This window comes from Psychrobacillus sp. NPDC096389 (genome assembly GCF_044762855.1).
Lineage (GTDB): Bacteria > Bacillota > Bacilli > Bacillales_A > Planococcaceae > Psychrobacillus.
In genome coordinates, this window is the sequence record NZ_JBIWFB010000010.1 from 30,915 (window position 1) to 54,450 (window position 23,536).

Here is a 23,536-nt window from a genome sequence, read left to right on the forward strand (position 1 = left end):
AAACGCAAATTCATTCAAAGACAATATTGTTGGAGTCTAAAGATTCTGGTAAATTTAAATTATAACCAATGAAAGGGGTGTTCTGTTTATGAAAATCATGGAGAAACCTTACGGGGTGGATTTAATTTAAGGGATGGACGTATAAGCGCCCCTACAAACTACGTGGTCCCTAAAATCAGGAGGAAAATAATGATTATTAGAGACTATACGCCCAATGATGAAACCGGTTGGGTGAGGTGTCGAACTCTCGCTTTTTTGGAGACGGCCTATTTTGATAATGTCTTAAAAGAAAAAGAACACTATGAAAATCCCGCGATTGAACTTGTAGCTGAATTAGATGGACAAATCGTTGGACTTATTGATGTGGAGTACGAAAAAGAAGAAGGTACCGTCTGCTCCCGGGGAAAAGGGCTTGGAGGTATGATTTGGCATATAGCAGTCCACCCTGACTTTTCCAGGAAAGGAATCGGTCAACAATTACTAGATGTTGCTGCAACTAAAGCAAAAGCAATTGGATTAAATCGTTTCGAAGCCTGGACACGTAATGATCTTTGGGTTCAGAATTGGTATGAGAAAATGCATTTTATGAATGTTGATTCCTATTATCATATTTATTTTGAAAGAGATGAGATGAATCAACAAATTCAAAGTAAGATACCAAAGTTACATCTGGTGAATGCTTTTGCACATTATGTCGGCGAGGATATAGAGCAATTTAACAATAACAAGCGGATTCATCAGTGTGTTTGTTTTGAAAAAAACTTTTAATCTTAATCTAACTATGTAAATCATTCTTGTTTTCACAAAATAATCGGATGCGATTGTGCGTCATAAAAAGTTGAATGTAGTGTCCGCTGAACACGACAAACCAGTCTAGGCTGACGAGTTCAGCGGATTTTAATTCTTATTATTCCAAATAGATACTAATACTATAGTCGTCTCACATCTAAGTGAACTTGTTGTTACAAGATTTAGTAGCTCTCATCAGTAATTTAGTTGCTTTCACTCTGATTTGGTTGCCTTCTAAGTAGAACTGGTTGCTTTCATCAGCTGTTTGATTACCCTTATCCATTCTTTGGAAGTTTGTAATGAAATGTGAGACCCTGCAGGAGCGTTAGCGACGTAGCGCTCGCCGAAAAATCCCTAATTGAACTTTATACGACGCACTTTTCCTATATCTCGTACAATAAAAATGGCCCACCTTATAAAAGTTGTCGACATGTATATATTCATAGTTTCCTAAGCAGTAAAAAGACAGACTGATTACAGTCTGCCTCATGCTTTCCAAATTTACTTAAAACAAACGATTCAAATTAGCCATTTCAATAGCAGACACCGCAGCATCATAGCCTTTATTTCCAGCTTTTGTCCCTGCACGTTCAATTGCTTGTTCAATCGTTTCTGTTGTTACAATACCGAACATTACTGGAACACCTGTAGTTAGCCCAACACTTGCAATTCCTTTTGCTGTTTCATTACATACATAATCATAGTGCGTAGTGGAACCACGAATAACAGAACCTAAACCGATAATGGCGTCATATTTTTTCGTTTCGGCCATTTTTTTCGCGATAAATGGGACTTCAAATGCACCTGGTACCCATGCAACATCCACATTATCTTCTGAGACACCGTGACGTTTCAAACCGTCTATTGCACCATCTAATAATTTACCATTGATAAATTCATTAAATCTGCCTACTACTACCCCAATTTTTAAATCCGTTCCGATTAATGTTGCTTCAAATACTTTACCCATTCTTCATCTCTCCTCTTTTTCTATTTTAAGCGAATGCTTTGGTCTCTTGTTTCGAGCGATAATTTACTAATGCTTCAATCGTTACAAACTTCAAATCATGTGCTTCCGCAATTGTATGTAATTCCGGAACTCTTGCCATAGTGCCGTCTGTACTCATAATTTCACAAATTACTCCAGCAGGTTGAGCCCCACAAAGTTTTGCGAAATCGACAGCGGCTTCAGTATGCCCTGGACGCTCGAGTACGCCCTTATCTTTCGCGATAAGTGGAAACACATGGCCGGGTCGGCGGAAATCCGAGCTGACTGATGCAGCATTGAACATTTGTAAAATCGTTTCAGAGCGCTCAAAAGCACTAATACCGGTTTCTGTCGTTTTATAATCGATACTAACCGTAAATGCGGTTTGATGATTATCGGTATTACGTGTAACCATCGGATGTAAATCGAGTCGATCCGCTAGTTTCTGTGTAATTGGCGTACAAATCAGCCCGCGGCCATATGTTGCCATAAAGTTAATATTTTCTGGTGTTGCATAATCCGCCAGTACAAGGAAATCTCCCTCGTTTTCACGACTTTCATCATCTACAACGATAATTATTTTCCCTTTTTTTAAATCCTCGATTGCTTCTTCAATTGTATGGAACATATAAAATACCTCCTTTAACTTGTTAAAATCCGCTTTGTCTTAAAAAGTCCATCGTAATTGGCGAGCTTTCTTTCTTTCGATCCAAATGGTTGATCACATATTTGCCAAGTAAATCATTTTCAATATTAACGACATCCTGCTCTTTTTTTATCCCTAATATTGTTTCGCTAAAAGTAAGTGGAATAAGTGAAACGGTGAGCTGTCTCGGCTGAACATCGAAAATAGTTAAACTAATGCCATCGATTGCAACAGAGCCTTTCAGCATACAGTACTTACTCAGTTCTTCACTAATACCAATGTCTACATATACCGCATTTTCTACTTTTCTTTTTCTTAAAATAACGCCCGTTCCGTCCACATGGCCCGAGACAAAATGACCGCCAAATCGACCGTTTGCAGGCATGGCACGCTCCAGGTTAACGACATGTCCCGTTTGAAGAGAACGAATGCTTGTTGACTTCACGGTTTCTGGCATGACATCTACTGTAAATAGATTGCTGGAAAACGAAATGACTGTTAAGCACACCCCATTCACGGAGATACTATCGCCTAAATGAATATCCTCTACAATCTTTTGAGATTCCAATGTTAACTGCATGCTATTAGGACCGCTTTTCATCGATTTAACCTTACCCAAGTCTTCTACTATTCCCGTAAACATATAAACACCTCTTTTCTATTAAGAAATTTTGTGCAAAAAGAAAACCCCATAGATCAGCTCTAAGGGGTTAGTTTTGGGAAATTATGTTTTACGCATCGACAAATAAACCTTTTTGGGTGTTTTTTTACCACATAAGGTAATAATGGTCGTACATCCTTCTCCCATCCAGACTATACTGTCGGCTTTGGAGTTGCACCAAATCCTGCCTAATATTAGGCTCACGGGCTTAGAATTGCTTCATCACCGTCGATTGGGAATTTCACCCGACCCCGAAGGAATACACTTGTATGAAATTTAGGGTTTTATGGCAAAAATAAAACCCCATAGACATATCTCTACGGGGTGATTAGGAAATTTATGTTGAAAGCATCACTAAATAAACCTTTAGAGGTGTGTTTTACCCCATAAGGAAATAAGCATACTTGCACATCCTTCTCCCATCCAGACTATACTGTCGGCTTTGGAGTTGCACCAAATCCTGCCTTAAAAAGGCTCACGGGCTTAGCAATTTCTGCATCACCGTCGATTGGGAATTTCACCCGACCCCGAAGGATTATTCATCTATAAAACGTAGTATAACACTTGGAGATTAAAAATTCACGCTAAATAACTTAAACAACATTGAAAATACTAAATATTAGAAGCCTGGCACTAGTTTTACCATATAAGACATAGCCTCACCTAACTCTACATTTTCATGATACTCCCAAGTCGTGTAGTTCATCGCACCACCAGGTTTTATATCAACAAGCTTAAGGCCTATATCTTCTAATAACATGTTTAAATCTTGAGGAGAATAACATCTTAAAGATTGAGTGACTTTTTCATCTCCATCAAACCAAGTATCTAACATGCGACAACCCATAAAATCAAAATCATATTTTCGAGGCTTACTTCCAACCATCATCTCTTGACCTGCAACACTTGCCCAATACCAAGGCGTATAGATATCTATTAAGATACATCCATCTGGTTTTAGCCACTTGCCCATCCGTTTTAATAATTTTCGTTGATCTTGATCCTCCCCAACTCCAAATCCATCTAAATAACAAACAACGTCAAAGGATTTAGAAAGTTCGATCTCATAAAAGTCCTCTTCCAAGATTTCAAGATCACCTATTAAATCATGTTCACTTTTTAGCTTTCTCATGAAGTCAACTCGGGATGGCACTAACTCAACCGCCGTAACATCATATCCTTTTTTAGCAGCCGTTATGGCAAATTCCCCGCCTCCAGCACCTAACTCTAAAATAGATTGGAAAGGTTTAGAAGCTAAAGTCTCTATTTTCGTCAATATTTCCTCATGCTCTTCGTTTGGACCTGTTAAACCTTCTGCATATAATCGAAATTGTTTATCGTAAAAATTTTTTACCCATTCCATCCTGAACACTCCTTATTCAACAGTTTTTATTCAATAAGGTCGATCAGAATGGATCAATTGTAAAGCAACATGTATTGTCCTCCAATAACTTGTAATTTAATAGATTATAACACAGACTTTTCAGAAATCTATATTATTTAATATGATATGCAATCCTTTTTCTAACTCTTCCATTGTAGCGTAAGCATAGGAAAGGCGAATATGATGCAAATCGCTCGGATCGTATATATAACCAGGATTGATAAGTACATTTTCCTTTATGAGCTTCAAAAATAGCGCTTTATTTACAATTGGCTCGTTGAATCTTAGCCAAATATAGAATCCTCCTTTTGATTTCTCCCATGTAGCAATTGGACTAAAATCTTTTTCAAGAATAGTTTCTACGAATAAAGCACGTACCTTTAATTGCTGGCGCAAGTTCGCAACATGTTCCTCATATAACCCAGAAGAAAGCCAATGAGCGACAATTTCTTGTGAAAAGGCACTGGATCCATAATCTGTTTGCATTTTAATGTCAGCCAGTCTATTAATTACGGCTTCAGGAGCGACCACCCAGCCGATTCTTAAACCTGGGCTTAATGTTTTGGACACGCTTCCTATATACAAAACTTGCCCTGTTTGATCCAAAGACTTCATGGCAGGTAGGGATTCCTCAAACAATAATTCATGATACACATCATCTTCAACGATTGGTATTTGTAATGCCGTACATATATCCAAAAATCTTTTGCGCTCATCCAACGTTAAACTGCTACCTGTCGGATTATGCAAAGTGGGTATGGTATAGAAAAGCGATTGTTTTTTTCCTTTTGCAGCTTTCAGTGTTTCAGCTAAACGTCCATTCTGCTCGATGGACACCATTTGCATACCAGCGGATTGAAACGGGTGAACTGAATTTAAATAAGATGGATGCTCTTGAAAGATGATCGATTGCTGTTCCAATAAGCCTACCGATATTAATTGCAAAGCTTGCAATGCCCCCGAAACAATCAAAATGCCGGCCGGCGAAGTATGTATTCCCCTTTTCTTCAAATAGTCACTTAAAATGTTTCGTAGTCTTTTACTTCCTTTCGGTTCGGAATAACCGATATCACGTGCCTTTAATGAAATAGATTGAAGTGACTGTTCTAAAAGCTTGGCAGGCAATAAATCCGGAGAGAGCTCACCTGTACCAAGTCTAATCATAGAGGAATCTTGTTCATATTCATTTATGAGCTGGATTGTATGATAATTGGGCTTATGGATACTCGCTTCTATGTGCTTATGCCAATTAGGCTGTGATTTATTTAGCAGCATATTCCAAGAATTATTCGATACAAAAGTACCAGCCCCTCTTTTCATTTCAAGCAATCCATCCGCTTTTAATTCGTCAAGAACTTCTATAATCGTACTTCGATTCACTTCTAACAGCTCGGCTAACTTACGTTGAGGGGGAAGTTTCATACCGACTGTCCATTCCCCACGACTTATAAGTGTTGTCATCCAATCCACAATTTGGACATGGAGGGACAAATGCGAATGGCGATCTGGTTTCCAGTTCAAAGTATCGCTCCTTAAATTGGTTGGTTCATAAACCATCCAATTGGTTGTTTTCTTATAGTTGTAACATAGCTAAACTAGTTATGGAAGGGAGTTTTTGAAATTGGAAGCAATATTACACGGAATCTTATTAGCATTTGGACTTATATTGCCTTTAGGGGTACAAAACGTTTTCATTTTTTCACAAGGTGCCACCCAACCAAGTTTGTGGAAAGCTTTTCCCGCTGCTATTACAGCTGCACTTTGTGACACCTTACTAATTGTACTTGCGGTATTTGGTTTGTCCGTCATTGTCTTACAATTGGAAGGATTGCGATTAGGGCTAATGATTGTTGGAATTATTTTTCTCCTGTATATGGGATACTCGATCTGGAGATCAAAGCCTGCCAGCCTGGAAGCGGGAAAAAGTTTAAAAGCAAAGAAGCAAATTGTATTTGCCATGTCCGTTTCCCTATTAAATCCACATGCTATTTTAGATACGGTCGGTGTCATTGGAACTAGCGCTTTAAAATATGTTGGAACAGAGCAATTATTGTTTACAGCGGCTTGTATCGTTGTATCTTGGTGTTGGTTTTTTGGATTGACAATTGCAGGTGCAACGATGAAAAAACTCGATGGGACAGGTAAGCTGATGACTATTTTCAATAAATGCTCCGCTGTTTTTATATGGTGTACTGCGGGTTATCTATTAATAAGTTTGTTCTAAACACAAAACGTCCTAAAGCCAGCTACTGCTTTGGGACATTTTCACTTCATATTATCCGATAGTTCTGAATAGAAACACTTTATTTCTTCGATTACTTCTGTATAATATGTTAAAAATGAGGTGAATCCGGTGATTGATCAAGTGAAAGAAATGCTGAAGCAAAGATGCAAATATTTATCTAATGTGGAAATTTTGCAATTACATGAGGCAATGGAATTTGCGGAAAAAGCGCATAGTGGACAAAAAAGAGCAACTGGAGAACCATATATCATCCATCCACTTGAAGTAAGTTTAATTTTAGCAGAATATAAAGCAGATATTATATCTCTAATATGCGCATTGCTACACGATGTGGTGGAAGATACGGTAATTCCTTTGTCTGAGATTGAACAGCATTTTGGTACACAAGTTGCTTTCATTGTGGATGGTTTAACAAAGTTTGAGAAAGGGACAATTGAAAAGGAAGAATACGGTGCTGTTAATACAGAAAAGCTTCTTTCAACTGCTATGATAGATATTCGTGTAGCCGCCATAAAGCTGGCGGATCGTCTACATAATATGAGAACCCTTGCAATTAAAAGAATAGAAAAGAAAATACCGTATGCAAATGAAACATTATTATTCTTCTCTCCACTTGCCGAAAAGGTTGGATTATATAGACTACAAGAGGAGTTAGAAGATTTAGCATTTAGTTATCTAAATTCAAGTCGATATAAACAATTTAAAAAGTTTATGGAAGGTCATACGGAACGCAATTCTACGACTTTTCATAAGTTCATTGAAAAATTTCAAAGCAGCGATCCACATAATGTCATTATTCATAAAGAGTGTCGGAAACTACCTCTCTTTAAGTCATATAACCTAATAAGTGAAGGCCATCATATTTCTGATCTTTTTACAATTCATGTCACAACTAAAACTGCACTTAATTGTTACACTGCTCTTGGAATTATCCATTCCATATTTGAACCCGTGCCTGATCAATTTATGGATGAAATAGCGATTGAAAAGCATCCATTTTTAAAACATCTTAAAACAAAGGTGAAAATGAATAATGATATTATCCATGTCATTATTCAGGATGAAAGAACGCAAAGCTTCTATGAAAATGGAATCTTTGTCAATATACACGAAACCGATATGCAATTTCTAAGCGAGAAACTTTTAGGAAACTCTATTCACTCTGTAAAATCTATCGCAAATAATTCGATAGCTTTTTGTGAGTTAATTTCATTTGAATTATTTCAAAAAGAAATAACTGTGTTCACACCAAAAATGGACGTGATCACACTACCAGTAAACTCCAATATTATTGATTTTGCATACGCAATAAATCCTTCACTTGCAAGCAAAATGACCTTTGCCAAAGTAAATGGTGAAGTACAATCCCTTCAAACAACATTACAAGATATGGACATTGTCGAAATCCACACAAAAAATAAAATTACGGCAAACGCTAAATGGTTACTCCACGTACAGACATCAAAGGCTGTAAAAGAAATAATGGAAGTTGTTGATGAGTGTTGAGTCAAAAAAAAGGAACAATTAAAAACACAAAAATATTTTGTAACCTAATCAATTCACTTGAAGGCTACAAAATATTTTTTAATGACTCATTTCTTTTTATTGTTCATTTTCTATTTCCCAAAAATAGTAATCCTATTTATCATTTCGCGCAATAAGGATAAAACGATGTTCAAAGCTCTCAATATAACCTTGTTTCATCAACACTTTCTGCAATTCACAAAGCCTATCAAAACAATTGTCTACCGAAAATCCAGGGAATTCCCAATCTATAATTTTAGCGTAATACACAATAGCACCTATATCGAAAAATCTGATATATGGTAAATATTCATTTTCATACAAAACAGTGAAGCCTTCATTCGAAAACTTTTCTCTTTCAATGGATAATAATAAGTCCGGATATAATGACTTAAAATTAGGAATCAATGCTTTGGAAAGTAGTTCATTATTCGTTCCACCAACCTGCTGCGTGATAAATAAACCATTTCGTTTTAAAATACGCTTAACTTCTCTAACATCATAAGATTCATGACGATTAATAATAAGATCAAATGTATCATCATCAAATGGTAATTTATCGTCCTCAAAAACTTGTTTCACACATATTCCAAGTGGCTCAAGCGTTTCTTTGCAAAGCTTTACGTTTGGTTCCCAAGCCTCTGTTACAGAAGTATTCTCATAAGGGTGTCCCAATGTAAGTAAAAATTCTCCCCCGCCTGTCCCCATATCTAATAATTTAGCTTCCGGTTTTAAATAGTTCATTACCCCTTCTTTATAATCCCATGGAATTTTTTCCTCTTCCCAACGTCCATCTAAATGAGTAAAATCCCATCCTTTAAAGCCTTTTTCTTCCTCTAGTAACCACTTATTTTTTAACTCGACAAGATTTATCATTACTACTCCTCTTCCTCCTTAATAACATTAGAAATGGTGCAGCATTTTCTAATACACAAATCCAGAAAATGCCTTAGGGCGATTAATTGGCCAGTGAAAGCAACCAATTCTATTACGAAAGCAACTAGATCAGCGCGAAAGCAACCAAATTGCCGATGAAAGCAACTAATTCTTATAACAGCTCTTTACTTGGAGTGAGACGATGATCACTGGGATCATTTTTGAGAAGGTTGCGCAAACGCCTCATAATGTTGCGTGTTTGAAGTGGAACGTTGCGCAAATTCACTTCAAAGTTGCGAGTAATCGATGCAAAGTTGCGCATTCATCAATTAACACTACTCACCAATCATAAAGATCCGTTACTTTGCCGTACGACACACTATCGACGCTCATCAAGTTTCACTTTCTTATATGCTAATGGTGTCATATCCATCGACTTGCGGAACTTATCGATGAAATAACTTGTACTATTGAATCCTACTTGGTAGGCAACTTCTGTCACATTGGATTCAGCATCTTGGAGCAGTGCTAAACTTTTTTGAATTCGATATTCCATTACATAACTTAACGGACTTGTCTTGAGAATTCTTTTAAAGTAGCGACAGCATTCCGCCCTACTCAATTGACCCGCTCTTGCAATATCATTTAACATGATTTTCTCTGCGTAATGTAAATGTATCCAGTTTAACATTTGCTTCATTCGTTCATCCTTTTTCATTTCCATCTGATCATATTCTAGTTGAAAACCATTCATGAGTAAGTTCTGCCAGATGAACGTTATCTGTCCAGTAATTTCAATTTCATAATATGGCAACTTTCGTTGAATACATTCGTTAATTTTTATACACGCCTCTAAAATGTTCCTTCCCCATGCCTCATTTTCGTCTATATATAAATAAGGTATGTTAGTAGCCTGAATATACGGATATACATAGGTCGCTAAAAGCTCTTGTGGTAAAAGAAAGTGAGGATTTACGTTTAAACAAATATATACACATCCTGATTGGTTCTTATCTTCGACCATATGGAGACAACCGCTATTTATAAATAGTCCGTTCCCTTCTTGCAAGGCCACTTTCTCTTCATTTATATGAAAAACTGCCTCTCCTTTTACTATTAGAACAAATTGAATTTCCTCATGCCAATGTAGCGGTATATATCCATGAATATTTTGAGCAATAGTTGTTTCATAGCAAGCAATCGGCAGCACTACTGTTTGATGCTTCGTAAGCTCTTTTAGGCTTTTATCTAATTCTATTTTTTTGATTTGCATTGTATCCCCTCAATATATTGATACTTTTATATTCAGTTTAGCTATTAATTAACTATTTATTCATTTATTATCATACTATTATTATAGTTAAAAAGGTGATGAATTAATGAATAAACCTACTAGAAATACGGGATTATTTCTCGTGATAACAGGTGCCATATTTTGGGGAGTTGGTGGAACTGTTGCTCAAAAGCTATTTCAACAATTCGCGATCGATATAAATTGGCTCGTAACTACACGGTTATTAGTAGCAGGTTCTTTACTTTTACTCATTCAATTTTTGGCAAAAGAACGGTCTCAAATATTCGGTGTTTGGAAAGATAGAAGCGCAGCCGTTAAACTCATTATTTTCGGTTTACTCGGTATGCTTGCCGTACAATATACTTATATGGCTTCGATTAAACATGGAAATGCAGCTGTAGCAACATTATTACAATACTTAGCCCCCGTCATGATTATCGTTTACTTAATTTTACGAAGACAAGCTGTGTTAACAAAGCAAGATTTGATAACTGTTTTACTAGCATTAGTTGGTTGCTTTTTTCTATTAACCAACGGCTCGCTCTCTCAATTTTCCGTGCCTGCGCCTGCAATTATTTGGGGGATATTATCCGGGCTAGCTGTAGCATTCTATACTTTATATGCGGTGCCTTTACTAAAACAATACGATTCCCTAGTCATCGTAGGTTGGGCAATGATTATTGGAGGCGTCGCATTAAGTTTTATCCATCCTCCTTGGCAACTAGATTTTAGTAGTTTAACAATTGAGGCTTATTTTTACTTAATATTCGTCATTATTTTCGGCACAATGATTGCATTTTGGTTTTATATTGAAAGTTTACAAAGTCTTTCCCCTAAAGAAACGAGCCTTTTAGGAAGCTTAGAGCCACTAGCCGCTGTTTTAACAACCGTCATTTGGTTAAAAGAACCTTTTGGTATATTCCAGTGGGTTGGTACGGCTTGTATCATTGGAATGATTTTATTATTGGCAATGGGCCGAAAATCCACTTAATGTGAGATTATTTATCTTTAAAGTTCTAACTCTCCAAGCTCATCATAGAATAGAAGAATTCTAACTTTTAGAAATGATAAATTGCTGGAAAAGGGGACAAGAAGATGTTTGCCGTTCATTTTTATGAAAACAAGACGAAAGTGTTAAATCAAGCCTTAAGAAGCATACCATCAGTAGGAGAAGCATTAAAAATTAAAGGTAGAAAAGGAAAAGTTATAGAAGTGCTAGAAATGGATGAAAGCACCTATCATGTATTTGTAGAGTTTGAAAAAATAGTAGAGAAAAAGATTGCAAACACGAAAGATCTTGGGAAGAAGAAAAGAAGGTAAATATCCTTAAGTAAAAATAACACTAAGAAAAAGCGAGAGTTATTCGTACTCTCACTTTTTTGTGTTTTTCCTAATAACGATAGACTCTCTGCCCTTATTGCTCTATAATTACGATAATATTGCTAAAAAACGAACAATGAGGTGTAGTTTATGAATAAATATGCGCAAGTTTTTCAAGGGACTGCTTTTACAAGCAAGTCACCAAAAGAAGTGGAAATCTTAAAAGACTATCTCTTTTGCATTAATGACAAAGGAATGATTGAGCAAGTTGTGGCACCAGCAGATACAGACTATTCAGTTTTACTAAATGCTTATGAAGGAAAAGAAAATTTTCACCGTTTAGCAGAAGGTCAGTACATCTTACCAGGTTTTGTCGATTTACATGTACACGCCCCGCAATGGGCACAATCTGGAACAGCTCTGGATATCCCCCTCTATGATTGGTTAAATACATATACATTCCCAATTGAGTCTAAGTTTTCGGATTTGGAATTTGCTAAAACTGTTTACGAAGAGGTAGTAAACACACTGTTAGCCAATGGAACGACTACTGCACTTTATTTTGCAACTGTACATAAAGAAGCAAGTTTCATGCTAGCGGAAATATGCGCGAATAAAGGACAACGTGGCTTAGTAGGAAAAGTTGTTATGGATAATCCAGATCAAAATCCAGACTTTTATCGAGATGCTAGTACCGAGACTGCATTAAAAGATACAGAAGCATTTATTTTAGCTGTAAAAGAATTGGCTAAAACAACGAAACAAGGGGTTTATCCAGTCGTAACACCTCGTTTTATCCCAAGCTGTACCGATGATGCTTTAAAAGGTTTAGGAGAGCTTGCTGCAAAACATGATACGCATATTCAATCGCACTGCAGTGAAAGTGATTGGGAGCATGGCTACGTACAAGATCGATTCCAAAAGAACGATGCCTTTGCCTTGAATGATTTTGGCCTATTAGGTGAAAAGTCTGTAATGGCTCATTGCAATTTCTTAGATGATGACGATGCACATCTGTTTGCTGAAACGGGAACGGCGGTTTGCCATTGTCCAATATCTAACGCTTACTTTGCCAATAGCGTCATTCCAATCGCTCATTTGCACGCAAAAGGAGTAGAAATTGGGTTAGGCTCCGATATTTCCGGCGGTTTTTCGCCTAGTCTTTTCGATAATGCTAGACAAGCTGTAATATCCTCTAGAATGTTAGAGGATGGCGTGGATACAAAGCTTCCTGCTAGTGAACGCGGGGTGCCAAATTCACGTATTACGATCAACGAGGCATTTTACTTAGCAACTGCTGGCGGAGGAGAAGGTTTAAGTTTACCAATCGGACGTTTAGCAGAAAATTATGCGTGGGATGCACAAATCATCGATACCAAATTAGCTACTGCTAAATTACCTATTTTTAACGATGAGGAAGATTTGCATGATGTCTTCCAAAAGATAATGTATTTAGTTCGACCAGAAAATATTCGGGAAGTCTGGGTTCAAGGCGAAAAAGTTCATTCACGTATGTAATTAAAAAGGAGGTGCTAGAATTAGCTAGCACCTCCTTTTTATCTTTTACGGGTATTTATTGAAACTCAATGTGCATCCGTTTCTTTCTCGCTTGCAACCCTAGTTATTCTTTCTAACATCGTCGGATGACCATAACGGAACCATTTAACAAGTAATGGCGGATTCACTTCATTTAATCCTGCCTTCGTCAATGCTTGAAAAGTACTTACAGCTGCTTCCGTGTCATGCACTAACTCTATTGCATATTGATCCGCTCGCGTTTCTTGGTATCTCGAAATATAATTTGAAAGTGGACTTGAAACGAATAGTAAAAAAGACGTGATCAGTAAAAATAATGGCAATGAATGAATAGCATTTAGTCGCTTGATTTTTAAGACACGTCCAAAATGCTTGATGATCCAAGGCATCAGTTTCGCCGTCAACCAAAGCCCTACTAGCATCATTAATAGATAGCCAGCGATTCCGAAATAGATATGCTTCTCTACATAATGCCCCATTTCATGTGCCATGATGAAGAGGATTTCATTTTCGGATAATCGGCTTAAGGTCGTATCCCATAATACAATTCTTGCATTACTTCCAATCCCTGTAACATAAGCATTTAGCGCATTTGTCTTTTCCGCCATATTCACTTCATATACGTGCTCTGTCGGAATATTTGCTTGCTCTGCAACAGCTAAAATTTTAGTTTCTAATTCTTTATCGGTTAGCGGATAGAAATCATTATACAACGGGTCAATTACAACCGGTTGGATAAACATCAGGAATAATGTAAAAGGAATCATTAATAGCCAGGCGTGAAGCCACCATCTCTTTGTGCTTTTATTGATAAGCCAATACAGGACGGTGACAATTAATACAGTCTCTCCAAAGGTAACCCAAAAGTCTATGATATTATCCCGCATCCAGGAGGAAAAAGCTTGCGTACTTATACCGTAAAGCTTGCTTAAATGATATCTGTAATAATCTATTGGGAACAATGCGATAAAAAGGAAAACAGACAGCAAAAATATATAAACTGCATTTTTTACGATTGCCCATTTGTTTTTTAATGGAAGCCATCTTTCAAACACTTGAGAAAGACCAGTAATCAGTATAAATAAATAGATAAGCCACTCAAGCGGAGTAATTACAAAAAAGAGAAAGTTTCTTATTTTGGAATATTCCTGACTCAAATACAATTCACGTTCCGTCATGAAGACTTTCGGATCCGCAACAGTACCATTCAATCCTGCTGGTATGTCCCCACTTCCACTATGGAAGATATAAACATACATTGCTAAAGCGTATAAACCAAATAAAAATAGAGCGGTTAATCCCCATTTTTTCGCCAACTCCTCGTCCCCTCCTAACACTCTTTCTTACATTAAGTGTAATCAAAAAGGACAAAGATAGAACCACTTTTTTCAATTAGCTTTATTCTTTACATTAGAAACTCAGAAAACTTCTGCGCCTACAGAATGCATTGTATCTTTGATTTCCTGCAAGTTGGTCAGTTCATTTGCAAATAACTGAAATGACTCTTTATCTTGTGTATCAAGTGCTTCGTTTATTTTAAAATTTAAATGCAACATTTTTAGTTCTAAATCTAAAACAGAACAAATACTACCGTTATCATATAGTTCCTCCACGTCTTCCACATGTATAAGAAACTTAAATTCACTATTGACGATTACTCCGACATGCCATCCGAGTATATCGATATATTTCCGCTCATTTGTGATTGTCCATACATCTCCTTGTTGGAAGTCAATCACATGTTGATGCTTTTGCCCAGGGCAGCAGCAACTCACTTGGTGTTGAAAAAAATCTAGTACGATAAAACGGTCATTCATACGTATTCCTCCTTCATTCATCTTCGCTTTTCATCTTTCTTTAATCAGAAAACTTAAGTAGCGCTGGTCACAATTTATGTTGGATTGCCAGCTATATCATTCTTTCTTTTATTAACACATAGGAGTAGATAGAAAAACTTAAATGAAAATGATTATCACTTTCATTTATAATTGTATATGATAAGGCTTATCAACGTCAAATGATATTAGTTTTAACTTTCATCTATCTTTCCTTAGTTTTCTTTGTTGAAAAGAGACTTTTAAAATATTCCATACAAATAGTATCCAAGATATGATAAGGTAAATTATCTACAACTAATGATTTGAAGGTGAAGACGATGCTAGAAGTAAGTGAAAGTAAATTAGCGCAGTATGTCGTTCATAATGTAAGCGACACACTTGTTTTAGGTGAAGAGGCATTTTCTCAGCCAGAAGTATTGCTAGAAGCAGCCTTTACACAATTAGCTTTTAACAAAATGGATTTGGAGCAGCAATATGAATTTTTTCACGAAACAAATATCGGGTTAAATGAAATGTATACATATGTGACATCCATTTTCGATAATAACAATAGCTTTCTGGAACAATCAAAACATATCGCCGCTCATTTATACAGCGTATCTGGGCATCCCAACATTAAAAGTGGCGACTTGTTTATTGGACTGTTCGAAAACTGTTTAATGTCTACGGAAGTAAAAAAAGTAATTGCTATTGTAAAAATAGAAGAAAAAGAAATGTTTTTAGATGTAAAAAACGAGCAAAACAAAATGATTGTAAATGGCGTAGACGGCATCAATGTAAAGAAACTCAATAATATGGCCATAATCGTGGATATGGGAGCGGATCAAGCACCCGCTGTTTTTATAAAAACAAAAAAGAAAGAAGATGTTATCTACTGGCAAGAACGCTTTTTAAAAATAAAAGTAGCAGATGAACATTACCATAAAACAAATTTAGCCTTAACAGAATGCAAAAAATATATTTTAAAAGAAGAAAGTTTTACCAATACCGAGAAATTAGGATTTTTAAACAAAACACTCGATTATTTTAGAAACGAAGAAGAATTTCAAGTACATGATTTTATTGACACCGTATTTGAAAAAGCAGATCCGGTACAAAAAGAAGTCATCGTCAATTCAGTAAAACCATACGAAACCATCATTTCGGAAAGTGCGATTGAAAAGGTAGAAAAAACGTATAAGCGCAAAATTAAACTTGACTCCAATATTGAAATTCAAGTAAATGTTCGTGATATCGATCAAGTAGAAGAACTAATTGAAGTTGGATACGATGAAATAACCAACCGCAAATTCTATAAAATCTACTTCCAAGAAGAAGTATAATCAAAAAAATGTTTAAATCCCACAACTCGAATATAGAGTTGTGGGATTTAATTATTAACCTTAAAAGAGAGCCATGACCGATTCTTTTTCACCTAAAAAGTAAGCTATCACCGAAGAATGGTAATAGCTTACTAGACAATTAAATAGTGAAATAAAACAAGCTTTTATATCACTTATTCACTTTTTCAAGATTAAGTTTTAAACTTTCCTTTAATTCTTTTAAAGAATCTTCGTTCGGAAAGAAATACCATATTTTTTTCTTTTCCAATTCATTATACATCTGCTTATCTTCCCCAATTAACTGTAATTGTTCAATTGGATTTGCTTTCATCTTTTGATACATTTTCATTAGCTCTAAATATTTTGATGAAGGAATATTTGTTTGCACATTCTCACCGACATCTTTTATCATATTGTCAATTTTAGGTATATTGCTCAAGCTGGTGGCTTTATTGATAATATCTTGTATGACTTGTTTTTGACGGGTATTGCGTCCCCTATCTCCCTCTGTATCTCTCTTCCGCATTCGAACATACGCCAGTGCTTCATTACCTTGCAACAGCATTGGGCCTTTTGTATACGTCTTCCATTTTAACGTATCAGCAAGTTGAATATCGACAGTGAATGGTACATCCACGTTAACACCGCCCACTGTATCTACAATATCTTCAAACCCCTGAAAATCAGTAGAAACATAATAATCGATTGGAATTTCTAATAAATTTTCTAATGTATTAATCGTATAATTCATGCCACCATGCGCATAAGCATGATTTATTTTATCTTTTCTTCCAATTTCCTCTATATCAACCATTGTGTCACGCGGAATATTGACGATCGATATTTTTTGCGTATGGGGGTTAACCGTTGCTAAAAGCAGCATATCGGACCGGCCGTTTTTTTCTTCTTCTTTACGTTCAATACCTGCCAATAATATAGTGAACGCAGAATCCACATCTTTTATATTATCAATATTTGTCGAACCTTCTTTATCTCCTTCCAAAGGTACATACATTTTGGAAGCGGCTTGTCTCGCTTCTAGGACCAAGCTAGTCGCAAAAACGCCAACACCTGACAATAAAATAATAGACAAAACAAGCACTATATACAAAATTTTTCGCTTTTTCGTTAAGTTTCGCTTTGTTCGACGAGAAATAGTCATCTCTTACCCTCTTTGCTTTGAAAATATAATTTTACTAATTATACTGAAAATTAATAGGTATGTATATGAGTGATTGTTCCCTTAAATCTTATATAAAATCAAATGCTATTTAACGAAAACAGTGTGAAAATTGTACCCGACACAGAAAAATATGTTGCAATAATTGGATATTCAGCTAATAGATTAGTAAACGTAATCAGGGTTGCAGTTTAGTTTTAGTAGTTCTGGATCCAGTATTTCAATACCATTTCGGGATGTTTTAATGATCCCCTGATCACGTAGTTTTTTTAGGGAACGCGCAACCTCTAGCCTTGACTCCCCAATTATTTCTCCAATTTCCGTCTGAGTAAGGCTAATCCCCGCCTTATTCAAGGAGCGTGTGTATATGTAAACGATGTTGCAGGTCTTAACGAAAGCAGAATCATAGCTTAGGGTAATCGATTCGTGCATGAATAGATTGGAATGCATAATGACATAATCCAACATGGTGATGCTTAAATTAGGATTCTCCATCAGTGCTTGATAGAAATCTTGCGGGCGAATACGGATCGTTTTAATATCGGTGATAGCGGTTATTGAAAAGAAGTCCACATCGATATGGAATTTGTCATCGATCGGTCTGCTTAAAGAGTAAGGACAAATAGAGCCACCGCCATGGAAGCAAATTGTCTTGCTGCCTCCTTCAATATGATTGACCGACAATCTAAAGATACCTTCCTCTACATAGTACAAGTATAATGGTTCAACATTATTGATTACGATACTGCCTTTTTCCAGTAGATATCTCTCCCCGATTTCTAATAAGAGAGGCTTAAAATCTATAAACTGATTTTCGAAAAATAGATTGTTTTCCCGCAAATTGCTCATACCTCCCTCTGTAAAATAAAAATAGATACTTTGTGGGTAAATACAGTTTCATTATACTATACTAATCTTTCTCTTATATATCCCTTCCAGTTCTTAATATTTAAAATAATTAAAACTGTGTGTATCAAATGATACTGAAAACGCTTTCCTGAATTAGTAATATATAATTTATAAAGCAGTTAAAGATAATAAATGAAAGATGACGGATAGCTTCATTGTTGTCGGAAAACTAGCTAAATAAAAAGTATAGGAGGTATTGAATGGAAGTAATTTCTTTATTATCCCTCATCTTTGTAATCACATTGGGTGTTTTTACAAAAAAGAATATTGGAATTATCTCCCTTGCGGTCGCAATAGTATTAGGATTGATGAGCGGGATATCAAGCAATGATGTTGTAGCAGGTTTTCCTACGAGTCTATTTCTTAATTTATTTGGAATGTTTTTCTTCTTTGCTATTGCGCAAAATAACGGCTCTTTAGAACTACTTTCTAAGAAACTGTTTGGAATATTTGGTCGTTATGCTGCCTTGTATCCTCTTATGGTCTTCCTAGTAAGCGCTCTCATAACGGTTGTCGACCCGGGAGGTTTGACCGGTTATGTAGTGTTGCCTGCGATTACCATGGGCGTTGGTTATCAGATGGGCTACAATCCTATCATGATAGGAGTTCTAACTATATTTGGCGCAAACGCTACTCTTATGACACAGGTGGGTGTTTTTGGGAATACTGCCAACTTAATTATCACTGATGCTGGCCACCCTAATTATGCTACACAAATTTTGTTAAATGGTGCAATCCTGTTCTCAATTGCTGGGATTTTGTCGTATATTGGTTTTCGCGGATGGAAGAGAAACCAACCTGCTGACAGAACGTTGTCGTCGGAAAGAAATGCAGGACCAATTGACCTTCCGAATTTCAATGGTAAGCAAAAACTAACCTTGCTGATGCTCGTATTGATGATTCTGGCTATTATGTTTTTAAAAACACATGCAGGACTCACTGCGCTGGTTTTCAGTTTAATATTGCTACTTGGTAAAGCTGCTGACGAAAAAGAAGCCTTCCTAGGTGTACCTTGGGAAACAATATTCCTATGTATTGGGATTGGAAACCTACTTAGCGTTATTGATACATTAGGCGGCTTAACTCTTCTAGCTAGCTTGTTATCTTCCATTTCTACACAGTGGACGCTTGCACCTTTACTAGGTATTACTTCGTCGATTATGTCCTTCTTCTCCCTAGCGATTGCAGGACCTATTCCGACTTTGATTCCCACAGTCGAATCATTAAATGCATTGAACGGTAATCCGTTCATGAATATTGAATTGATCAGCACCATTATCAATGGCGGATTTACAGCTGCCATCAGTCCCTTGTCACTTGGTGGCGCGATGGTTTTGGCTGCCTATGGGACACTATTTAAACCTAACGCTGAGGAAAGAACGAAAGTCTTTAATAAGCTGTTCCTAGTGGCAATCGTGATTTCCATCATCGCTGGAATTCTGGCAAATACCGGTATATATAGCATAACTGCAGGATTATAAAACTGCTTAACCTATTTCCAATAGCTATCAAACTTAATCATAAAATAATTTCATTAACTTTAGTTGTTGAAGGAGGTGGTTCTATAACAGAACCATTCGGTAAAGTAGAACAATAAGTTTAGTAAAACATATTGTAAGGAGGAATTGGAATGGATAGAAGTATTTTAAAAGGTATGTATGATGTACATGTGCACTGTGGACCATCCACTGCCAATAGATCAGTGGATGCTGCTGAGATGCTGAAGCTCGCGGAAGAAGTCGGTTATGCAGGATTCGTCGTAAAGGATCACTATATTCCAGCACTTTTAGGAACGAAAATGGTGGAGAAGCATTTAGGAAATGGTACATGTAAGGTTTATGGATGCCTAGTTCTAAATAATGCAGTAGGTGGCTTAAATGTCAATGCAGTGGATAAAGCAAGACAAATGGGTACGGCAATGGTCTACTTTCCGACTGTCTCCTCTAAAACGCATATCGACGGTCACAAAGGTTCGGGATTTGTTGGTGGAGCAGGCGCTTCGGATGTAGAGGAAGAGCCAATCGTTATAGCCGATGAAAATGGAAATCTTAATCCTAAAGCTGTGGAAGTAATTCAGTACATGGCTAAGCATGATATGGTTTTGGCTACCGGACATGGCAATGAAATTGAAGTGGATGCCACAGTCAAAAAAGCTTTGGAGCTGGGGATGAAACGTATCCTGGTAACACACCCGCATTATCAAGTAGGAGCAACTATTAACGATATGAAAAAATGGGCAGAAATGGGTGCTTATATTGAAATTAACGCCTGTGTGTTTACAGATAGCGGTTCGAAAGTGGAAGCAGTAGTAGATCTGTCCGTGGCCAAAGAAATGATAGATGCCTGTGGTGTGGATCGTATTATCATCGATACTGACTATGGTCAAGCTGCTAATGGCTCACCAATAGAAGGAATGTATAATTTCATCAATGCCCTGGAAGAACATTTTGGAGTCACCGAAGAAGAAATTAATATTATGACCAAGAAGAATCCGAAAGAATTGTTCAATTTCCAATAATGACGAAGTAACTTAAAAATAATTATATGTAACTGGAGGAAATAAAAATGACAAAAATTGATTACGGTAATCTAGATAACCTGCCATGGCAATTTGTAAGAGAAGGCATTACGCGGAAAGTATTCGGTATGGGAGCAGAAAACATCAACGTCACAATCAACAGAGTGGAAAATGGTAATGAGAAGAACCCCCATAGCCATGAAGAAAATGAGCAGATTGCACTTATCTTAGAAGGTGAATGTGATTACTATGTTGATGGTGTTCCCTACCGCATGACCAAGGGTTCCTGGATTACTGTTCCAGCTGGTGTTGAGCATTATATTGAAGTCTACGATAGTCCTGTACCAGTACTAAACATGGATATTTTTTATCCCCTAAGAGAAGAGTATAACGAATCCTATGGTAAATTCATTGAGAGCTACCGTAAGTAAATCTATCCCAATGATTAGCTAATTTGTCTGATTAGTTCATAGTTTAGTATCTTAGTAGCAGGAGTGAATATAATGGAGATGCGTAATTTGGTTAAAGAGAAGCTGGAGAAAAACGGGTATGTTTTAGGTGCATTCGTTGCTTCTGGCTCACCGACTAATGTGGAAATTTTAGGACTCAATGAATTCGATTTTGTCCTCATTGATAAGGAGCATGCCCAAACTGATATGGAAACGATGGTGAATATGATACGGGCTGCGGAACTATATGATATGGCGCCACTTGCCCGTGTATATCATCCACATGACGGACCAATGATGTCCCGAATGCTGGATGTTGGCATTCATGGTTTGATGGTACCCATGGTGGAAACGAAACAGCACGCCCAATACATTATTGAACATATGAAACTTGCTCCTTTAGGAAAAAGAGGTATAGGCGCTGGGCGCGGGCCAAGATGGGGATGGTATGAGAATTACAACAAAGGTGAAGTCAATGATAACATCTATGTCATCATGCAATGCGAGACTAGGAAAGGTGTCGAAAATATTGAAGAGATTTGCCAAACACCAGGTCTTGACTGTATCTTCATTGGAACTGCCGACTTATCACAGGATATGGGCTGTTTTGGCGACAAAAATAACGATGAGTTACAAGCAGCAATTGACAAAGTAATGGAAACCTGTCAGAAACACAATATCGTAGCCGGCATCGTCACTGGAAACGCGGAAGAAGCGGCGAAACGTGTTCAACAAGGTTTCCAATTCGTCACCATCATGAATGACTTGGGATTCTTTAAAAGTCAGACTAAACAGCAAATCGATGCGGTTAGAAATAGTCTGTCGGAAGAGCGATAAAAGGTAGCTTGAAAATTTCTATAACTAATAGCTGCTTATGTCGTATGAAAAGTAAATGGAAATTGATGTACAATTAATTCAAAAATAATCGGAAAAATTGAAGAAATGGCAAATGCTATACTCTATTATGGAGCGAATGGCATTTGCCTTTGCTCCTTTCAGTTGAACTTCTATTTCAAGCCGCTTATTCACTTAAAATATAAAGTATCAAAGAATAAGAAACTTGGTTTAATTTTCTAGTCCTCCTCCCCAAATATTGGATTTCTTTTACGGATTCAAAATTTGATAGATAGATACTTCTTTTTCCAATTGTAAGTCATAAAAACTCACATGAATGCCTTCCTCGTATAACCAACACAAATCAGTTCCATAAGGAGCATCAAAAATTTCTAGAATTACTGGAGAAATTTTAAAGATTGATTCCGCGTTTAACATTATAAAGTTATTTGGATCTGTAATATATTCATCATCATCACCAGCGGAATAAAAATTCCAACCATTTAATTGTGGTATGGAGCTTTTTTCACGAAATGAATACCTTATTGGCTTTCCGCCAAGAATATTCTTGGAAACAATTAAACCGCCATATTCGCTGTTATCTCCTATTCTATTCATCTACTAAAAATCACCTTTTCTCTAGACTAAGTATATAGAAAAACAACACTACCACCTAATCTACTACTCTTTTAGCTAATTTCTTCCACAACTTTTTTTATATCATCCGTTCCACGTTCTTCAATTAATTCTTTTAAAGAGTATCCTGATTTATTTAAATCATTCATATTGGGTCGTTTTTTCAGACATTTTACGATTAGATGATTTCCTTCCTCTGTACGCTTTTTAAATACTTCTTGACATAACGACCACATTGCTGAGTTACCGAATTTTCTGTCTCTTAGATTTAAATTAACCCCCAGATCCACTAATCTATGAGCCAATTCAACTGCACCAGTAAAATGAATATTTGCTGCTAAATAGTGAAGTTCATTACATTCTTCATTTGAAATTATATTTACTTTTGCGTTATTGTCCAATAAAAAGTTGGCAATATCAAACTTTCTACTAATCAATGCTTTTTCAAGTAAACTAATGCCGTTTCTATCAACAGAATTTACCATCCCTTCAATGATTTGATTTTCCATTCTCAACTTCTCCATAAACAATTCAAGATTTCCAAATTTAATAACAGTCCAATAATCAGCTTTCTGAATATCCATTAT

The 23,536-nt window shown here is 36.5% G+C and carries 23 protein-coding genes, 1 pseudogene and 2 riboswitches; of the genes and pseudogenes, 11 read left to right on the forward strand and 13 right to left on the reverse strand.

What is annotated here, in order from left to right; all coding sequences use genetic code 11:
• Window positions 1-189: 189 nt before the first annotated feature.
• On the forward strand, window positions 190-768 hold the full coding sequence (locus ACIQ38_RS19490; protein WP_402827074.1) for a GNAT family N-acetyltransferase: 579 nt from the start codon (window positions 190-192) through the stop codon (window positions 766-768).
• Between the two features lie 526 nt (window positions 769-1,294).
• Here the strand turns inward: ACIQ38_RS19490 and ribH are convergent.
• From ribH to ACIQ38_RS19515, 5 genes and pseudogenes are all read right to left on the reverse strand, one after another.
• Window positions 1,295-1,759, reverse strand: coding sequence for a 6,7-dimethyl-8-ribityllumazine synthase (gene ribH / locus ACIQ38_RS19495; protein ID WP_402827076.1), 465 nt, complete (start codon window positions 1,757-1,759; stop codon window positions 1,295-1,297).
• A 43-nt stretch (window positions 1,760-1,802) separates the two neighbouring features.
• Window positions 1,803-2,405: pseudogene (gene ribB / locus ACIQ38_RS19500) on the reverse strand (3,4-dihydroxy-2-butanone-4-phosphate synthase); the annotation flags it as partial.
• 22 nt (window positions 2,406-2,427) lie between these two features.
• Window positions 2,428-3,066, reverse strand: coding sequence for a riboflavin synthase (gene ribE / locus ACIQ38_RS19505; RefSeq protein WP_402827077.1), 639 nt, complete (start codon window positions 3,064-3,066; stop codon window positions 2,428-2,430).
• 149 nt (window positions 3,067-3,215) lie between these two features.
• A riboswitch (FMN riboswitch) is annotated at window positions 3,216-3,347 on the reverse strand.
• Window positions 3,348-3,491: 144 nt separating this feature from the next.
• A riboswitch (FMN riboswitch) is annotated at window positions 3,492-3,623 on the reverse strand.
• An 80-nt stretch (window positions 3,624-3,703) separates the two neighbouring features.
• Window positions 3,704-4,447 (reverse strand): SAM-dependent methyltransferase, encoded by a 744-nt coding sequence (locus ACIQ38_RS19510; protein WP_402827080.1) that lies wholly within the window; start codon window positions 4,445-4,447, stop codon window positions 3,704-3,706.
• 120 nt (window positions 4,448-4,567) lie between these two features.
• Complete coding sequence (locus ACIQ38_RS19515; RefSeq protein WP_402827083.1) at window positions 4,568-5,989, reverse strand: aminotransferase-like domain-containing protein; 1,422 nt, start codon at window positions 5,987-5,989, stop codon at window positions 4,568-4,570.
• Window positions 5,990-6,089: 100 nt separating this feature from the next.
• On the opposite strand from ACIQ38_RS19515, the gene ACIQ38_RS19520 reads away from it, so the two are divergent.
• On the forward strand, window positions 6,090-6,692 hold the full coding sequence (locus ACIQ38_RS19520; protein ID WP_402827086.1) for a LysE/ArgO family amino acid transporter: 603 nt from the start codon (window positions 6,090-6,092) through the stop codon (window positions 6,690-6,692).
• Window positions 6,693-6,821: 129 nt separating this feature from the next.
• Complete coding sequence (locus ACIQ38_RS19525; protein WP_402827089.1) at window positions 6,822-8,219, forward strand: HD domain-containing protein; 1,398 nt, start codon at window positions 6,822-6,824, stop codon at window positions 8,217-8,219.
• A 132-nt stretch (window positions 8,220-8,351) separates the two neighbouring features.
• On the opposite strand, the gene ACIQ38_RS19530 is transcribed toward ACIQ38_RS19525, so the two are convergent.
• Entirely contained in the window at window positions 8,352-9,113 is a 762-nt protein-coding gene (locus tag ACIQ38_RS19530; RefSeq protein WP_402827092.1) for a class I SAM-dependent methyltransferase, read from the reverse strand.
• A gap of 379 nt (window positions 9,114-9,492) precedes the next feature.
• Window positions 9,493-10,386 carry an AraC family transcriptional regulator gene (locus ACIQ38_RS19535; RefSeq protein ID WP_402827095.1) on the reverse strand — a complete coding sequence of 298 codons (894 nt, stop codon included), beginning with the start codon at window positions 10,384-10,386 and terminating at the stop codon, window positions 9,493-9,495.
• A gap of 106 nt (window positions 10,387-10,492) precedes the next feature.
• Between ACIQ38_RS19535 and ACIQ38_RS19540 the strand changes: the two genes are divergently transcribed.
• The 3 genes from ACIQ38_RS19540 to guaD all read left to right on the forward strand — a co-directional run bounded on the left by ACIQ38_RS19540 (window position 10,493) and on the right by guaD (window position 13,245).
• Window positions 10,493-11,398 (forward strand): DMT family transporter, encoded by a 906-nt coding sequence (locus tag ACIQ38_RS19540; protein ID WP_402827098.1) that lies wholly within the window; start codon window positions 10,493-10,495, stop codon window positions 11,396-11,398.
• Window positions 11,399-11,502: 104 nt separating this feature from the next.
• Window positions 11,503-11,727, forward strand: a complete 225-nt coding sequence (locus ACIQ38_RS19545; RefSeq protein ID WP_402827101.1) for a hypothetical protein — start codon at window positions 11,503-11,505, stop codon at window positions 11,725-11,727.
• A gap of 150 nt (window positions 11,728-11,877) precedes the next feature.
• A complete protein-coding gene (gene guaD / locus ACIQ38_RS19550) occupies window positions 11,878-13,245 on the forward strand; it encodes a guanine deaminase (protein WP_402827104.1) in 1,368 nt (455 codons plus the stop codon).
• Window positions 13,246-13,310: 65 nt separating this feature from the next.
• Here the strand turns inward: guaD and ACIQ38_RS19555 are convergent, their stop codons facing one another.
• Together ACIQ38_RS19555 and ACIQ38_RS19560 are read right to left on the reverse strand one after the other, a co-directional pair.
• Entirely contained in the window at window positions 13,311-14,579 is a 1,269-nt protein-coding gene (locus tag ACIQ38_RS19555) for a M48 family metallopeptidase (RefSeq protein ID WP_402827107.1), read from the reverse strand.
• A gap of 102 nt (window positions 14,580-14,681) precedes the next feature.
• Window positions 14,682-15,080: a hypothetical protein gene (locus ACIQ38_RS19560; RefSeq protein WP_402827110.1), complete on the reverse strand. Its 399-nt coding sequence runs from the start codon at window positions 15,078-15,080 to the stop codon at window positions 14,682-14,684.
• Between the two features lie 338 nt (window positions 15,081-15,418).
• Between ACIQ38_RS19560 and ACIQ38_RS19565 the strand changes: the two genes are divergently transcribed.
• Window positions 15,419-16,423 (forward strand): nucleoid-associated protein, encoded by a 1,005-nt coding sequence (locus ACIQ38_RS19565; protein ID WP_402827113.1) that lies wholly within the window; start codon window positions 15,419-15,421, stop codon window positions 16,421-16,423.
• Between the two features lie 169 nt (window positions 16,424-16,592).
• Here ACIQ38_RS19565 and ACIQ38_RS19570 read toward each other — a convergent pair whose 3' ends face one another.
• Window positions 16,593-17,585, reverse strand: coding sequence for an LCP family protein (locus tag ACIQ38_RS19570; RefSeq protein ID WP_402827116.1), 993 nt, complete (start codon window positions 17,583-17,585; stop codon window positions 16,593-16,595).
• Window positions 17,586-17,768: 183 nt separating this feature from the next.
• A complete protein-coding gene (locus ACIQ38_RS19575; RefSeq protein ID WP_402827119.1) occupies window positions 17,769-18,452 on the reverse strand; it encodes a Crp/Fnr family transcriptional regulator in 684 nt (227 codons plus the stop codon).
• Between the two features lie 260 nt (window positions 18,453-18,712).
• Between ACIQ38_RS19575 and ACIQ38_RS19580 the strand changes: the two genes are divergently transcribed.
• From ACIQ38_RS19580 to ACIQ38_RS19595, 4 genes are all read left to right on the forward strand, one after another.
• A complete protein-coding gene (locus ACIQ38_RS19580) occupies window positions 18,713-19,993 on the forward strand; it encodes an SLC13 family permease (protein ID WP_402827122.1) in 1,281 nt (426 codons plus the stop codon).
• A gap of 149 nt (window positions 19,994-20,142) precedes the next feature.
• The gene (locus ACIQ38_RS19585) at window positions 20,143-21,030 is read left to right on the forward strand and encodes a DUF6282 family protein (protein ID WP_402827125.1); all 888 of its coding nucleotides are present in this window, start codon (window positions 20,143-20,145) and stop codon (window positions 21,028-21,030) included.
• A gap of 47 nt (window positions 21,031-21,077) precedes the next feature.
• Window positions 21,078-21,461, forward strand: coding sequence for a cupin domain-containing protein (locus ACIQ38_RS19590; RefSeq protein ID WP_402827128.1), 384 nt, complete (start codon window positions 21,078-21,080; stop codon window positions 21,459-21,461).
• A gap of 78 nt (window positions 21,462-21,539) precedes the next feature.
• Window positions 21,540-22,316 (forward strand): HpcH/HpaI aldolase family protein, encoded by a 777-nt coding sequence (locus ACIQ38_RS19595; RefSeq protein ID WP_402827131.1) that lies wholly within the window; start codon window positions 21,540-21,542, stop codon window positions 22,314-22,316.
• Window positions 22,317-22,583: 267 nt separating this feature from the next.
• Here the strand turns inward: ACIQ38_RS19595 and ACIQ38_RS19600 are convergent, their stop codons facing one another.
• Together ACIQ38_RS19600 and ACIQ38_RS19605 are read right to left on the reverse strand one after the other, a co-directional pair.
• Window positions 22,584-22,931 carry a DUF2185 domain-containing protein gene (locus ACIQ38_RS19600; RefSeq protein WP_402827134.1) on the reverse strand — a complete coding sequence of 116 codons (348 nt, stop codon included), beginning with the start codon at window positions 22,929-22,931 and terminating at the stop codon, window positions 22,584-22,586.
• A 71-nt stretch (window positions 22,932-23,002) separates the two neighbouring features.
• Complete coding sequence (locus ACIQ38_RS19605) at window positions 23,003-23,533, reverse strand: ankyrin repeat domain-containing protein (protein WP_402827136.1); 531 nt, start codon at window positions 23,531-23,533, stop codon at window positions 23,003-23,005.
• Between the last annotated feature and the right edge of the window lie 3 nt (window positions 23,534-23,536).

Bases quoted from the DNA above. Each gene is read 5' to 3' on its own strand.
- ACIQ38_RS19490 (WP_402827074.1), top strand. From the start codon at position 190: ATGATTATTAGAGACTATACGCCCAATGATGAAACCGGTTGGGTGAGG.
- ribH (WP_402827076.1), bottom strand. From the start codon at position 1,759: ATGGGTAAAGTATTTGAAGCAACATTAATCGGAACGGATTTAAAAATT.
- ribE (WP_402827077.1), bottom strand. From the start codon at position 3,066: ATGTTTACGGGAATAGTAGAAGACTTGGGTAAGGTTAAATCGATGAAA.
- ACIQ38_RS19510 (WP_402827080.1), bottom strand. From the start codon at position 4,447: ATGGAATGGGTAAAAAATTTTTACGATAAACAATTTCGATTATATGCA.
- ACIQ38_RS19530 (WP_402827092.1), bottom strand. From the start codon at position 9,113: ATGATAAATCTTGTCGAGTTAAAAAATAAGTGGTTACTAGAGGAAGAA.
- ACIQ38_RS19535 (WP_402827095.1), bottom strand. From the start codon at position 10,386: ATGCAAATCAAAAAAATAGAATTAGATAAAAGCCTAAAAGAGCTTACG.
- ACIQ38_RS19540 (WP_402827098.1), top strand. From the start codon at position 10,493: ATGAATAAACCTACTAGAAATACGGGATTATTTCTCGTGATAACAGGT.
- ACIQ38_RS19545 (WP_402827101.1), top strand. From the start codon at position 11,503: ATGTTTGCCGTTCATTTTTATGAAAACAAGACGAAAGTGTTAAATCAA.
- guaD (WP_402827104.1), top strand. From the start codon at position 11,878: ATGAATAAATATGCGCAAGTTTTTCAAGGGACTGCTTTTACAAGCAAG.
- ACIQ38_RS19560 (WP_402827110.1), bottom strand. From the start codon at position 15,080: ATGAATGACCGTTTTATCGTACTAGATTTTTTTCAACACCAAGTGAGT.
- ACIQ38_RS19565 (WP_402827113.1), top strand. From the start codon at position 15,419: ATGCTAGAAGTAAGTGAAAGTAAATTAGCGCAGTATGTCGTTCATAAT.
- ACIQ38_RS19570 (WP_402827116.1), bottom strand. From the start codon at position 17,585: ATGACTATTTCTCGTCGAACAAAGCGAAACTTAACGAAAAAGCGAAAA.
- ACIQ38_RS19575 (WP_402827119.1), bottom strand. From the start codon at position 18,452: ATGAGCAATTTGCGGGAAAACAATCTATTTTTCGAAAATCAGTTTATA.
- ACIQ38_RS19580 (WP_402827122.1), top strand. From the start codon at position 18,713: ATGGAAGTAATTTCTTTATTATCCCTCATCTTTGTAATCACATTGGGT.
- ACIQ38_RS19585 (WP_402827125.1), top strand. From the start codon at position 20,143: ATGGATAGAAGTATTTTAAAAGGTATGTATGATGTACATGTGCACTGT.
- ACIQ38_RS19590 (WP_402827128.1), top strand. From the start codon at position 21,078: ATGACAAAAATTGATTACGGTAATCTAGATAACCTGCCATGGCAATTT.
- ACIQ38_RS19595 (WP_402827131.1), top strand. From the start codon at position 21,540: ATGCGTAATTTGGTTAAAGAGAAGCTGGAGAAAAACGGGTATGTTTTA.
- ACIQ38_RS19600 (WP_402827134.1), bottom strand. From the start codon at position 22,931: ATGAATAGAATAGGAGATAACAGCGAATATGGCGGTTTAATTGTTTCC.
- ACIQ38_RS19605 (WP_402827136.1), bottom strand. From the start codon at position 23,533: ATGGATATTCAGAAAGCTGATTATTGGACTGTTATTAAATTTGGAAAT.